The sequence below is a fragment of the Mycobacterium sp. NPDC004974 genome, assembly GCF_053600815.1.
The window spans coordinates 172,125-185,916 of the sequence record NZ_JBSGAQ010000014.1 but is presented as its reverse complement, the minus strand read 5'-3'; the positions used below and the strand labels follow the sequence as shown (position 1 = coordinate 185,916).

General features: G+C 64.4%; 13 protein-coding genes. 5 read left to right on the top strand and 8 right to left on the bottom strand.

The window, feature by feature from the left end:
* The first annotated feature begins 148 nt into the window (after window positions 1-148).
* Window positions 149-1,294, top strand: a complete 1,146-nt coding sequence (locus ACWEFV_RS26315) for a thiolase family protein (protein WP_450072311.1) — start codon at window positions 149-151, stop codon at window positions 1,292-1,294.
* A gap of 80 nt (window positions 1,295-1,374) precedes the next feature.
* On the opposite strand, the gene ACWEFV_RS26310 is transcribed toward ACWEFV_RS26315, so the two are convergent.
* Window positions 1,375-1,980 (bottom strand): TetR/AcrR family transcriptional regulator, encoded by a 606-nt coding sequence (locus ACWEFV_RS26310; protein WP_135456677.1) that lies wholly within the window; start codon window positions 1,978-1,980, stop codon window positions 1,375-1,377.
* A 191-nt stretch (window positions 1,981-2,171) separates the two neighbouring features.
* Between ACWEFV_RS26310 and ACWEFV_RS26305 the strand changes: the two genes are divergently transcribed.
* The 3 genes from ACWEFV_RS26305 (at window position 2,172) to ACWEFV_RS26295 (ending at window position 4,557) form a co-directional block, all read left to right on the top strand.
* A complete protein-coding gene (locus ACWEFV_RS26305; protein ID WP_450072310.1) occupies window positions 2,172-3,464 on the top strand; it encodes a cytochrome P450 in 1,293 nt (430 codons plus the stop codon).
* 169 nt (window positions 3,465-3,633) lie between these two features.
* Entirely contained in the window at window positions 3,634-4,107 is a 474-nt protein-coding gene (locus ACWEFV_RS26300; RefSeq protein WP_135456681.1) for a hypothetical protein, read from the top strand.
* 3 nt (window positions 4,108-4,110) lie between these two features.
* On the top strand, window positions 4,111-4,557 hold the full coding sequence (locus tag ACWEFV_RS26295; protein WP_450072309.1) for a hypothetical protein: 447 nt from the start codon (window positions 4,111-4,113) through the stop codon (window positions 4,555-4,557).
* An 89-nt stretch (window positions 4,558-4,646) separates the two neighbouring features.
* Here ACWEFV_RS26295 and ACWEFV_RS26290 read toward each other — a convergent pair whose 3' ends face one another.
* Window positions 4,647-5,018, bottom strand: a complete 372-nt coding sequence (locus tag ACWEFV_RS26290; RefSeq protein WP_036450882.1) for a hypothetical protein — start codon at window positions 5,016-5,018, stop codon at window positions 4,647-4,649.
* A 213-nt stretch (window positions 5,019-5,231) separates the two neighbouring features.
* Between ACWEFV_RS26290 and ACWEFV_RS26285 the strand changes: the two genes are divergently transcribed.
* Window positions 5,232-5,741, top strand: coding sequence for an Rv2253/PknI dimerization domain-containing protein (locus ACWEFV_RS26285; protein WP_450072308.1), 510 nt, complete (start codon window positions 5,232-5,234; stop codon window positions 5,739-5,741).
* 103 nt (window positions 5,742-5,844) lie between these two features.
* On the opposite strand, the gene ACWEFV_RS26280 is transcribed toward ACWEFV_RS26285, so the two are convergent.
* From ACWEFV_RS26280 to ACWEFV_RS26255, 6 genes are read right to left on the bottom strand one after another with little or no spacing between them, the layout of a single operon-like run.
* A complete protein-coding gene (locus ACWEFV_RS26280) occupies window positions 5,845-7,587 on the bottom strand; it encodes an MCE family protein (RefSeq protein WP_450072307.1) in 1,743 nt (580 codons plus the stop codon).
* A complete protein-coding gene (locus ACWEFV_RS26275; RefSeq protein WP_135456689.1) occupies window positions 7,588-8,949 on the bottom strand; it encodes an MCE family protein in 1,362 nt (453 codons plus the stop codon).
* Complete coding sequence (locus ACWEFV_RS26270; RefSeq protein ID WP_135456691.1) at window positions 8,946-10,409, bottom strand: MCE family protein; 1,464 nt, start codon at window positions 10,407-10,409, stop codon at window positions 8,946-8,948. The genes ACWEFV_RS26275 and ACWEFV_RS26270 overlap by 4 nt, the downstream gene beginning before the upstream one ends.
* Window positions 10,409-11,491, bottom strand: a complete 1,083-nt coding sequence (locus ACWEFV_RS26265; protein ID WP_450072306.1) for an MCE family protein — start codon at window positions 11,489-11,491, stop codon at window positions 10,409-10,411. Before ACWEFV_RS26265 ends, ACWEFV_RS26270 begins: the two co-directional genes overlap by 1 nt.
* A complete protein-coding gene (locus tag ACWEFV_RS26260) occupies window positions 11,491-12,516 on the bottom strand; it encodes an MCE family protein (RefSeq protein ID WP_450072305.1) in 1,026 nt (341 codons plus the stop codon). Before ACWEFV_RS26260 ends, ACWEFV_RS26265 begins: the two co-directional genes overlap by 1 nt.
* On the bottom strand, window positions 12,513-13,790 hold the full coding sequence (locus tag ACWEFV_RS26255; RefSeq protein WP_450072304.1) for an MCE family protein: 1,278 nt from the start codon (window positions 13,788-13,790) through the stop codon (window positions 12,513-12,515). Before ACWEFV_RS26255 ends, ACWEFV_RS26260 begins: the two co-directional genes overlap by 4 nt.
* Window positions 13,791-13,792 lie beyond the last annotated feature (2 nt).

The window sequence follows — 13,792 nt, the reverse complement described above, 5'->3', positions numbered from 1 at the left end:
CGCGTCGAAGGCCGCCTCACCGAAAACGACCCCGCCAAACTCCAATTCGGCATGGACGTCGAACTCACCATGATCCCGTTCACCACCGACGAAGACGGCAACGACGTTGTCACCTTCGCCTTCCAGCCCGCCCAGAAAGGCCGCGCACATGACCAATGACGTAGCCATCATCGGCGTCGGCCTGCACCCGTTCGGCCGCTTCGACAAGACCGCGATGCAAATGGGCGCCGAGGCAATCCAATTCGCACTGGAGGATGCCGGCCTGGAATGGAAGGACATCCAGTTCGGGTTCGGCGGCAGCTATGAGGTGTCGAATCCCGATGCGGTCACCCGACTGGTCGGGCTGACCGGCATCACGTTCACCAACGTGTTCAACGCATGTGCCACCGCGGCCAGCGCGATCCAACAGACCGCCGACACGATCCGGCTGGGTAAGTACGACATCGGCATCGCGATCGGCCTGGACAAGCACCCGCGCGGCGCCTTCACCGACGACCCGGCCAAACTCGCGCTGCCGCAGTGGTATGCCGAGAACGGCCAGTTCGTCACCACCAAGTTCTTCGGGATGAAGGCCAACCACTACATCCACAAGCACAACATCTCCGAGGAGACGCTGGCGCGGGTGGCCAACAAGAACTTCCGCAACGGTGAGAAGAACCCGAATGCGTTCCGGCGCAAGGAGATCTCGGTCGAGGAGATCATGGCCTCCCCGGTGCTGAACTACCCGCTGCGGCAGTACATGTTCTGCGCACCCGACGAAGGCGCGGCCGCGGTGATCATGTGTCGTGCCGACATCGCCCACAAATACACCGACAAGCCGGTGTACGTGCGGGCCAGCGAGATCCGGACCCGGACCTTCGGCGCCTACGAGGTACACGGAACGTCGGCGCCGCTCGATGAGGACCCCTCGCCGACCGTGTTCGCGGCGAAGGCCGCCTACGAGGCCGCGGGCATCGGACCCGAAGACGTGGACGTCGCCCAGCTGCAGGACACCGATGCCGGCGCCGAGGTGATCCACATGGCCGAGACCGGGTTGTGTGCCGATGGCGAGCAGGAGAAGCTGCTGGCCGACGGCGCCACCGAGATCGGCGGGTCGATCCCGGTCAACACCGACGGCGGCCTGATCGCCAACGGCGAGCCCATCGGCGCCTCGGGTCTACGGCAGATGCACGAGCTGGTGCGTCAGCTCCGTGGTGAAGCAGGCGAACGCCAGGTACCGGGCAACCCCCGCGTCGGCCTGGCCCAGGTCTACGGCGCACCGGGCACGGCCTCGGCCACCATCCTCTCGCTCTAGTTCCCCGGCGATCCGACGTGAATGTCCCCCGCAACCATCGGTTCGGGGGACATTCGCGGCTGCCCGCGCAAGGGCAGGCCTCAGGCCGGCAGTTCCATCGGCTGCGGCTCGCCTTCGAGACGCCTCAGCCAGTCCTCGCAGAACTGCAGCACCTCGGCGTGGCCTGCCGTCATTCCGAGAGCCTGCTCCATGACCATCACCCGCGACACACTGGCTGCGATGAATGTCCACACGATCGGCGGCACCTCCGACGAGTCGACGCCGTAGCGCCGCAGTGCCCCGTCGATCGCCTTGGTTTCCGCGTCGCGGAACATCTCGGCGTAGCGGCCGATCTCAGCCCGCAGCGCCGGTCGGTGGTTGGCAAGCCCCGTCATCTCCATCGTCAAGCGCGTCGCGCTCGGATCGGTGCCGAACCGCCACAGCGCCCACAGCGGCTGCGGGGAGTTCAGGGCTTCGGCCTGCGCAGCCAACCCCTCGTCGGCACGTCGCACGAACACCGCCAGGAACAGGTCGTCCATGGTGCGGAAGTAGTAGTGCACCAACTGGGGCTTGAGACCGGCCCGCTCAGCCACCCGGCGGGACGTGACCGCGACGTATCCCTCCTCGATCATCAGTGCCTCGGCAGCGTCGAGCAGCACGATCCGGTTCTTTGCGTCGGGCGCTCCGATCCTCCGCTCCGATGCCATACCCGATCCTCCTCTCGCCCCGCCCCCAACAACGTCCGGCTGATCGTAACTTTCGCCCAGCCACGCGATCTTGACCACGACTCTACCGCCATGCTAAGCAGGTGCTCAGCAATTTTCGATAATTCTTCGCGCGGTGCAGCCCGTCGCGAAACCACCGCAGCGCATATCGATTTCGGGAGGCAGCGCACATCATGAGCGATTCCGGCACGACCAATTACGACACTGTCGACTACTTCACCGACCAGTCGCTGGTACCCGACCCGCACCCGTACTTCGACCACCTGCGCAGCAAGTGTCCGGTGGTGAAGGAACCGAATTACGGCGTCATGGCGATCACCGGGTTCGAAGAGGCCACTACGGTCCTCAAGGACTCCGATCTCTTCTCGTCGTGCATCGCGGTGGCCGGCCCGTTCCCGCCGCTGCCCTTCACCCCTGAAGGTTCGGACATCACCGAGCAGATTGCGGCGCATCGCTCCCAGATGCCGATGTTCGAACACATGGTCACGATGGACCCACCCGACCACACCAACGCCCGTTCCCTGCTCAATCGGCTGCTGACACCGCGCCGGTTGAAGGAGAACGAGGACTTCATGTGGCGGCTGGCCGACCAGTGTCTCGACGATTTCATCGCCGACGGCAAGTGTGAGTTCCTCAGCGCCTACGCCAAGCCTTTCTCACTCCTGGTGATCGCCGACATGCTGGGCGTACCGGAAGAAGACCACGAAGAGTTCCGCACCGTGCTGGGCGCGCCCCGACCCGGGGCGCAGGTCGGCTCCCTCGACGGCGACCTCGTTTCCAGCAATCCGTTGGAATGGCTCGACGAGAAGTTCATCGGTTACCTCGAAGACCGCCGGAAAGAACCCCGCGACGACGTGCTGACGGCCCTCGCCACAGCGAACTACCCGGACGGTTCCGTACCGCCCATCATCGAGGTGGTTCGATCCGCCACCTTCCTTTTCGCCGCCGGCCAGGAGACCACCACCAAGCTCCTCTCGGCGTCGCTGCGGGTGCTCGGCGACCGCCCGGACATCCAGCAGGCCCTGCGCGACGACCGCAGCCGCATCCCGACCTTCGTCGAGGAAGCCTTGCGGATGGACGCCCCGGTCAAGAGCCAGTTCCGGCTGGCCAAGAAGGACACCAAGCTCGGCGACATCGATGTACCCGCCGGCACCACGCTCATGGTGTGCCCGGGCGCGGTGAACCGCGACCCGGTCCGCTTCGAGGATCCACACACGTTCAGCCTCGATCGCAAGAACGTGCGCGAGCACATCGCATTCGGCCGTGGCGTGCACAGCTGCCCCGGCGGCCCACTGGCCCGCGTCGAAGGCCGGGTGTCGCTGGAGCGGATCCTGGACCGGATGGCCGACATCGGTATCGACGAGGATTTTCACGGCCCCGCCGACGATCGTCGCTACACCTACGAGCCGACGTTCATCCTGCGCGGCCTGACCGATCTGCACATCACGTTCAACCCGGTGCGCTGACCCCACCGCTCGACAGACGATTCCGCGGATCTCGCCTTCGCCCGTATTTGTTATTCTCCTATTGCGAGAATGACAATCTCGCTGGCGAAGACGAGATTCCGGTTTCGGCACGGTGAAGCTCGATCTCGTTCTATAGTCAGCCGACCAGTGCTGATCCGTGGAGGTGCCCGTGAAATCCAGCTTGATCCGTATGGCGATGAGCGCCGCGCTCGGGTTGGGGACAGCAATCGCATTGGCACCGCCGTCGCAGGCCATGTATTTCGGCAATTACAGCCTCAACATGCCCGACCGCAGGGATTTCCACACGTGGTTGTGGTCAGCGATCACGCCGTGCCGCGAACCCGGGTCCGACGTCAGGCAGAAGGACTGCGTCACCATCGTGACCATCCCCCAGCCGGTCGCCAAGGCGGTCTCCAACCGTGGCGACGCGAGGCTGGTCGACGGTCGCTACACCTTGACGATCGACGAGTTCTACGGCTTGCGGTGCGGGGACATCTACTACGGGCCGACGATCCCGACCCACGACGTCTACACGTGGGACGCGAACACACTCGCAGGCGAGATGGTCTCCACGTTCGACGCCGGCTGCGACGGCGCTCCCGGTGGCTCCTTCACCTACCCGTTCACCCTGACGAGGATGTGATCGATGCGCCACCCGACGAGCCGAGCCCTGACCATCGCGACGGCCGCCACCCTGGCGGCCGGCGCAATCGCCACGGCCGCACCGGCATTCGCCGACGATCCCGAGCTGGCCGGCCCGCCGCTGCACCACGTGCAGTACACCGTGACCGCCGATGCCCCCTACTGGGCTCACATCTACTACCGCGACAGCGATCCCGCACAGTTCTCGGATTACAGCCACAATCCGTACGAGTTCAGCCCGCGGGCCGATGTGGACATCGCACCGGACAGGCCATGGGTGTTCGACGCGATGCTTGCCGATCCGGACCTGTGGGCCATGGTCCTCGTGCAGAGCGGTGAATCGCCCAATTTTCCGACCCCCGGATTCAACTGCAAACTGGCAGTCGACGGTGTGGTGGTCAAGACGAACAGCGGCCCCAAGGGCGCACTGTGTTCGATCCGGAACTGGTAGACCTCGCAACCGAAACATCAAAATGCTTGAGGGCGACGCGAACCGCGTCGCCCTCAAGCGTTTTCAAGCAGTTGACCCAGTCGGTTGGATCAGGCGTCGCCGCGGAGCCAGCGCTGTTCGCCATTCATCGGTACACAGCTCAGGAACAGCCCGTCCGGGGCTTGGGCCACCGAGTCGAGTTCGTTGATGCACAGGCTGTTCTCGTCGCGGATGCCCACCATGGGTGGCGACCGGAACCACCGCGGCTCGTAGCGCCGTGGTGAGCCGCAGAACAACAGGCGTCCCCATCCGTTGCGTGCGTCGACCCCGAACACGTAGTAGGAGGTGTTGTCGCACGGAGCGCCGAGCACTGCGTTCGGGTTGATACCCGGTGTGCAGAACGCGTCATTACATGTCTGCGGTCCCGCGTTTGCCTGCGGAGCAGCCAGCATCCCGGCGACAATCACTGAAGCGGTCGCCATCACCGTCACACGCACGTTGCTACTTTCGCATAGCTGGAAATTAAACTCTCAGTTTTGGAGAATATTACTACGATTGACGCGCCGCTGGTCCACAGGCCGGTAGCGCGGTGGGGTGGCCTGGTCAAATCGAACGTGGACAACCTGCTGATAGTGATATTCTCCGAAACTGAGAACATGGCTACCGCCTCGACAGGTTGGGCAGAAGGAGCGTTCATGTCAGTCTCCCGGGTAAGTGCTGGCGTGGTGGCCGTCGCCACCGCGGCAGTGGTCGGCCTGAGCGGCGCCGCCCCCGCCGCCGCCGCCGAGCAGTGGGGTATCAACGGCACGTTCGCCACATCGTCCAATGGCGAATGGGCCAAGATCAACGACCGCTACGAGAACCAGCCCTCGGTACGTAGCAACTGGACCATCTCGACCCAGTGCATCTCGCCCACCGAGTGCAACGGCACGGTGACCAGCGACGCCGGCTGGTCGGCACCGATCTACACGACGAACGGCCTCTGGTACATCAAGCGGGTCGTACCCAACTGGCGGTTCTGCGCTGACGGCACCCCCATCGAGGGCATGCAGATATACAAGATCTACCCGGTGGGCTTCGACGGGCACGTGGACCTTGCCTCAAGCGAATACACCGGCGAGGACGTGACCACCGGCCCCAGTGGCTCGTGCGGGCGCAATCAGTGGCCAACCGTCCGGATGCCGTTCTACATGCGGCCTGCGTAGCCGCACCGACGGGGCAGCGGCTGACGAAGAACGCGAAAACCGAAGACAGACAAAGAAACCGGCCACGGGCGATTGCCCGTGGCCGGTTCTTTTCGTGCTCGCACTATGTCGGCATCAGGTCCTGCCACGACTTGGGCTGGGACACCAGATCCGTCTGCTTGTACAGGTTGCCGTCGCTACCCATGTACTCCCCCGTGCGCGGGTTGTACTTGGCGATCGCCACCGACGGCCCATGGCCGCCCCCGCCGTTGAACGCACTCGGCGCCACACTGGATTGCGTGGGCATGGGAAGTTCGGGCGCATCCGGGAAAACCCCTTGTCCGTGCGGGACGGGCGGAATCTCGGTTGCCTGCGGCTGGTCCACCGCAGGCACGGGCACCGCGTTGGGATCGCCTGGGGGTGGCGGGGGCACGCCAGGGACCGGTGGCTCGAGGTACATCGGTTGCCCCGGCAGCAGCGGACCCGGTCCGGTTCCGGCGAAGTTCGGTGCCGGCTGCGGTTCAGGCGCTGCACCCGGTGGCGGAGCGGTCACCCCCGGCGGCAGCGGGGTGCCGCCGAGCGGTCCGAAGATCTTCTCGTCCGGCAGTACCCGGGTATCCGGGGGCACGCCCTGGGCGATCAGGCTCGGGTCGATCGGGTACGGGCCGAGCGCGTGCTGGCGCTGGGCGATCGGCTGGAATCCCTTGGGATCGTTACACAATTCGACCGTGGGAGCCCGCTTACCCGGATGCCCCATGCACGGGTAGTTTCGCGCACCGCGGACACCGATCGGGGAATCCTGCGGCAACTTGCAGTAGATGTTGTCCGGAGTATCGATGACGGAGGTGTCGGCCGGGGAGCGCCATGCCGACGGCGGCAGGAATCCCACCGTGCAGGTCGGTGGATCACCGAGACCCAGCGAGAAGTCGGCCATCGGCAGACCGCTCGTGTTGTTGGTCGGCGCGTACGTCTGCAGCTGAGCGACGTACGGCGGCAACAACACCAACAGCTGCTCGATCGACGGATTGTAGGTGACCGCGATCTGGCCGAACGTGGTCAGGTTCGCCAGCAGGATCGGCAAGGTCGGCTTGATCTGCTCGAGCAGTTTCGTGGTCTCCTGGGCGAAACCCGGACCGTTGCGCAGCAGCGACCGCACCTCGGGATCATTGTCGGCAACCTGACCGGTGATACCCGCCAGGCTGGCCGCCCAGGTTCTGATCGAATCGGTGGTCTGCGCTTGCGCGTCAAGGAACGGCTTGGCGTCATCGATCAATCCACGCGTCTGGTCCGAGACCGCATTGGAGTCCCTGGTGATGGTCGAAGCCGAGTCGAGTAGCGAACCGAAGTCATAGCCGGTGCCGTTGAACGCGTTGTAGGACTCGTCCAACAGCTGGCTCAGCTTGTCCTTCGGAATGGTGTCCACGAGTGCGCTGAGCTGATCCAGCATCGGACCGACCTGCTGCGGAATCTTGGTGTTCGACACCGCGATCACTGAGCCGTTGTCCAGGTAGGGCCCGGAGGAGGTTCGCGGCAACAACTCGACGTACTGCTCCCCGACCGCCGACATGCTCCGGACCTCGGCTGCCAGATCGGCAGGCACCTTCGGAGAGCGGTCCAGGGACAGCGTCGCTTCGGCGCCCTTCTCGGTCAGCTCCACCGAAGTGACCTTGCCGATCTGGGACCCGCGATACGTGACATTGCTGAACTGGTACAGACCTCCGGTCGCCGGCAGTTCCATCTTCACCGTGATACGTCCGATGCCGAGCAGCGTCGGCAACTGCATGTAGGCGAACAGCATGACCGCCACGCCGACGACCGAGGCAACGGTGAACAGAATCAACTGAGTCCGGATGAAGCGGGTGAGCATTTATCCGCCACCCCCTGTCGGTGGAGTAGGTGCGGGCAGTTGATCGTTGGGGGCCGAACCACCTTGAGGCGCATACGGTCCCGCGAAAATCGACGTCGACCCGGCGGCCGGGGCCACCGGTTGAGGCATACCCCCGGGCATGGTCAGCGGCGCCGGTGGCACCACCGGCAATACCGGACCTGAATAAGTGGGAGCCGGGAGACCCGGTGCGGGTGGTGCTTCCGGAGCCGGCGGGAACGCATCCGGCGGCGGTGGGGCGACCCCGGTCTTGAGCGGGTCATAGGTGTAGTTCAGATAACCCGGATCCCCAGGTACCGGAACGTTTTGGGCGTCTCCCTGCTCCCAACGGGTTCCCATCATCAGGCTGCGCTTGAGGTGCGGGATGGTGAGATCGAAGTACGCGAACAGGTTGTAGTAGTCACCTCGGATCACCCGGTCCATGAAGCTCTGGGTGAAGGGGAAGTGCGGGGCATATTCGAGCACCGAAGTCAGGTCCGGCCCGATGTTGGCCAGCGCCTTCAGCGCGGGCTCCAAGTTCTTCAGGTTCCTGACCAGATCAGCCTGCGAATCGTTGACGAACTGGTTGGCGGTAGCGCTGAAGGTACCCAGCTTCTGCAGTGCGGTCGTGAATCTCGGCCGTTCCTTGATCAGCACGTCGAGAGCCGGCGGAATCTTCTCCAGCGCACGGGTGATGACATCGCGTTGCCCGGCGAATGTCGAGGCCAGGCGGTTCAAGCCCTCGATGGACGCAACGATGTTGTCGCGCTGGGCATCCAGTGCTCCGACGAACGTATCCAGCCGGGTCAGCAGGTCACGGAAATCAGTTTCCCGGCCGTTGATCGCGGCACTGAAATTGTGGATGATGTCGCCCATTTGCCCCAGTCCTCCGCCATTCACCACCGCGGCCAGTGAAGACAGGGTCTGCTCCGTCGTCGGATACGTCGACGAGTTGTTGAGCTGAATCGTCGCTCCCGGAGGGAGTTTTCCGTTGGGAGCCTGACCCGCGGGCGGGTTGATCGCCAGATGCATCGAGCCCAGAAGGCTGGTCTGCCCAACACTGGCCACCACGTTGGCCGGCACCACAACACCGGGCTTCACCGAGAACTCGACGTCCGCGTGCCAGTCCTTCACCGACAGGCTGCGCACACTACCGACGACGACATCATTCATCATCACCGGTGAATTCGGTTCCAGTGTAGCCACATTCGCGATCTCGACGTGATAGACGCTGGAGTCCGCGCCCCGGCCCACCGCCCCGGGCAGGGGAAGTGAGTTGACGCCCTGGAATGCGCACCCACTGGTGGTCAGCGCAACGCAGGATCCGACGGCGATCGCCAGTCGCACCGGCTTTCCCCTGATCATGCTGGTGGCGTCCCTTCTGCTGGTGACGGTGCCGCGGGCGCCGGGGCTTCGGCGGCCAGAGGACCGGGCGGCGGCCCTGGCGGCGGACCCGGTTGCCCGCCGGTCGGATTGAGCATGTCCGACACCGTGTTCGGCATGTTGGGCGGGTAGTACTCGCCACCCGGCAACAGCTGCTGGGCCCCTGGCGGCGGCACTCCGGGTTCCCGTCCGGTGAACGGCGGAGGCGGCTCGGGACCAGGGTTGTAGGCCGAGATTGACGGCGGAATCTCGGGCGCCATGGGCGATCCACCACTGCCGCCGGGTTCCAGACTCGGTTCGGAGTACTCGAGCTGCTCGGGGCTGGCCGACGGCATCAGATACGGCGAGATCGGGAACGGCAGGTAATTGAAGTTGAGCAGCCGCAACGCCGGCCCGAGATACTGCGAGCAGAGTTTCGCGGTCTCCGGTGCGGTGGTGTTCTCGACGGCACCGATAGCGCCGCAGATGAACTCGACCGGATTGGAGAAGTTGTTCATCACGAACTGCCCGACCGCGCTGCCCGAGTCCGGGTTGTAGATGTTGTAGCCGTTCATGAACGCGTTGGGCGCGACGTGAAGCAGATTCTCGATGTTCATCTTGTTGTCGACCAGGTTCTGGGTGACATTGGCCAGCCGCTGCACCTGCTCGGAGGTCTGATCGCGAGATCCCGCGACGAACCGCTGCACGTCGACCACCGCCACCGACAGGTTCGTCAGCGCGGCATCCAGGTCCGACCGGCTGCCGTCGACCACGCTGGTCAGGGTGGCCAACCGGTTCTGGAACGACACCACCTGCTGGTTGCTGTCCCGCAAAGCGGTGACGAACGTCTGCAGGTTCTTGATGATGTCGACGATGTTGCCGCTGCCCTCGGCCAGGACCCGGGCAACGCCGGACAGCTGGGAAATCGTCTGGCGCAGTTTGTCACCGTTGCCGGCCATCGCGTCTGCCGTGCTGTTGATGAACCGGGAAACCGACGTCCCGTTGACACCGCTCTGCGGTCCGAGGTCGGTGGACAGCCGCATCAGCTGTTCCTTGACCTGATCCCACTCCACCGGAACGGCGGTGCGGTCCAAGCCGATTACCGCGTTGTCGGGCAGCGTGGGACCACTGGACCGGTAGGCGGGTGCGAGCTGCACATAGCGCGCGGCAACCAGGTTCTGGGCCACGATCACCGCTTTCGCGTCCGCGGGGATCGGCACGTCGTGGTCGACCTTGAGGGTCACCCGGGTTTGGGTGCCCTCGGGTTTGATGGAGTCGATGGTGCCGACCTTGACACCGGAGACCCGGACATCGTCACCTGGGTAGACGCCGGTGGCCGAGGTGAACAGTGCCGAGATGGTCTTCGGCCCGAAGACGGTCTGACGCAGCAGGACTGCCGCGCCGACCACGAGCAGCGCCACCAACGCCACGGCAAGCCACTTACCGAAACGACTGCGGTTCATCAGCGTGAACCTCCGGGAATTCCGTTGTAGGGCAGCGGCAATTCGGCCCGCGGGCCGGCATTGTCCGGTGGCTGACCGGCGTTCGTCCCGCGCCGGAACCCGAACGCGTAGTCGAAGAACGGCTGTAGCAACTGTGCGGGCTGCAGGTTCGGGACATAGGCGTTGTAGTACGCGCCGTTCGCCAGGGTCTCGGCCTGGGACAGCTGGAACTTGTTCAAGTTCGGCAACGCCTTGCTGATGTTGTCGCGGTTGCGTTCCAGCATCGCCGTCACCGAGTTGAGCCGCTTGAGCGTCGGCGCCAACTGCGCCTCGTTGTCGGCGACGAGTCCACTGAGCTGCTGCGAGACCGCCGCGGTGTTCGCCAGCAGATCGACGATGGCCTGACGCCGGTCGTTGAGCACGCCGAGCAGATCATTCGCGTTGAGGATCAACGTGTTCAGCTGATCGCTGCGCTGTGACAGCACCACGGTCACATCGCTGGCGCTCTTGAGCAGGCTGGCCAAGCTCTCGTTACGCCCGTTGATCGATTTCGACAGCCGGCTCAGTCCGTCGAATGTCGGCCCGAGCTTCGGTGCGACCTGATCGATGGTCGCCGAAAGCGTGTCCAGGGACTGGTTCAGCGACGCCGTGTCGGTCCCCGCCGAATTGGTGGTCAGGTCACCGACCACGTCGGTCAGTGAGTACGGCGACGACGTGCGCGAGGTAGGGATCACGTCAGTGGTGCGCAGCGTGCCGGCGCCATCGGACTCCAACGTCAGCACCCGTTCACCCAGCAGTGAACCGGTGCGGATGTGCGCGGTGGTCAGCGACCCCAACGGGTACTTGCCCTCGGTGGTGAAGGTGACCAACGCGTCGCCGTTCTGCAGCGACACATCGGTGACCGAACCGATCTTGATTCCGGACAAGGTCACGTCGTTGCCGGTGGCGATCCCGCCGGCCTCGGTGAACAGTGCCTGATGACGCACCGAGGAGGCCCACTGCTGCAGCCGTTCGGGCTGTAGCCCGACGGCGATGATGAGCATCATCAGCACGACGCCGATGAAACCTGCCTTGATCAGGTTTGATTCGCGGTACTTAAGCATCAGGGCTCCGCGCACCTCCCGCCTTCTTGTTTGATCATCGGGAAGGACGCGGTCCGGCCCTGCAGATCGGTGACACGGATACCAAGTCCGCAGATGTAATACATGATCCAGCTGCCATAGGAGCCCAGCCGAGCGAGCTTGCGGAAGTTGTCGGGGGCCTTCTGCAAACCACGGTCCAAGACGATCTGGTGGTCATCGAGCAGCGGGGCGAGCCGGTTGAGCTGATCGACCGTGCCCTTGAGCGGCGGCCGCGCCTCAGTGAGAAGGCTTGCCAGCGAGGCGGTCCCGTTGTCCAGCTGGGTGACCGCCGTACCGAGCGGGTCACGGTCCTGCGACAGGCCGCTGATCAACTGCTCGAGACGGTCGACCGTTCCGTCGACCTTCTTACCGTCCTTGGCCAGGGTTCCGACCACCGAGTTCAGGTTGTCGATCAACTGCTGGATGACCTGATCGTTGTTGGCCAGCGTATTCGAGAACGACGAGGTCTTGCTCAGCAGTGAATCCAGAGTGTCGCCCTGCCCCTGGAAGATCTGAATCAGCGAGGACGTCAACGCATTGACGTCCTGGGGGTTGAGCCCCTGGATCACCGGGCGCAGGCCGCCGAGCAACAGATCGAGGTCGAGCGCGCTTGCGGTGCGGTCCTTGGGAATCTGTGATCCGGCGGGCAGCAGTTTCGTCGATCCGGGGCTGTCGATCAGCTCCAGGTAACGGTCCCCGACCAGGTTCAGATAGCGAACCGCGACCTTGGTACTGGTGGTCAGCGCAATACTGCGGTCGGTGTCGAAGTCAACCTTCACCGACTTGTCCGGTTGCAGCGAAACACTTTTCACCGTTCCCACCCGGACCCCGGCAACCCGCACCGAGTCTCCGGCCTTAAGGCGTGACGCGTCACCGAAGACCGCCGAGTAACCCGAGTAGGTACCACCGCGGTACTCCGAGAACGTCATGAACAGGAAGGCCGTGAGGACGGCCATCACCACCGCGAAGGACGCGAACTTGATGAATGTCGTTCTGCCCCGTTTCATCCCGGTTGTCCGATCTGTGCGGTGTTACGTGGCGGGCCGTCCAGCGGACCGAACAGGATCTGCTTGAGTCCGTCGGAGTTCAACAGGATGCCCTGGTTGCCGTACTTGAACGGGTTGGCGTTGGTGTCGGTGACGAGGTACTTGGCCTTGTTACCAAATCCGATGTACGGCAAGCCCATGCAGTGCGGGCCGCCCTTGGCTGCCACCTTGGGCAGGTTCTGCGGGTAGCGGTAGCGCTCGATGCCCAACGTGAAGGCCACGTTGACGACGACGCCTGGGTCCGGCTGCGGCGGCTGGTGGTAGAGGTACAGCATGCCCTTGAGGCCACACTCGATTCCGGGCGCGTACTCGTTGAGCAGATCGGTGGTGGGCGCCAACAGGTTCAGTGTGGTGCTGAGCGCCTGCCGGTTGCCACCGATGACGTCGTTTCCGGCGTCGGCCAGGCCGATGGAGCTGACCAGGAAGTTGTCGAGATTCTTCTGCTCGTCCACGATGCTGTCGCTGAGCCGGTTGGTGTTGTCGATGGTCTTGAGCAGGTCCGGCGCCGCGTCACCGTAGGCCTTCGACACGGCGGCCATGCTCTCGATGTCGCCCGTGAGATTGGGCAGGCTGGGCTCGATCTTCTTCAGCACCGCATCGAAGTCTGACAACGACTGCCCCATCGCCTCGCCACGCCCGGCGAACGCCGAGGACAGCGCGCCGAGCGTCTCGTTGAGCTTGGCCGGGTCGATCTTGTTGAGGACATTGGTGAGTTGTTGGAAGACCGTGTTGATCTCGACGGTGACATGGTCGCCCTGCAGGGTCTGGCCGGGACGCAGCTTCTCGGCGGACGGGTTCGGCGGCGCGACGAGTTGGACGTACTTCGCGCCGAACACGGTGGTCGAGGCGATGTCAGCCTGAACATTGCCGGGGATCAGGCGCAGCTGCGAGGGATTCATCGCCAGGTGCAGCACGGCCTTGCCGTCGGCGCGGTGTTCGATCGAGCTGACGGTGCCGACCTGCACGCCACGCATCTTCACCTTGGCGTCTGGGTTCATCACCAGGCCGGCACGGTCGGAGATCAGGGTGAGCGGCTCGGTCTTGGTGAAGCTGCCGCGGAACAGCGCGACCGCCAGGCCGAAGATCAGGCCTATCGCGACCACGGTCGCCAGACCGGCCAGTGGCCGCGCGGAGCTCCGCGCGCCGAAGCTGCGTCCGGGGCGGGCTGCCACCGGCGCGGCGCTACTTGTCGTTTCGGACCGGTGGGCTGGACCCGGACCTACGTTGCGTGTCAAGT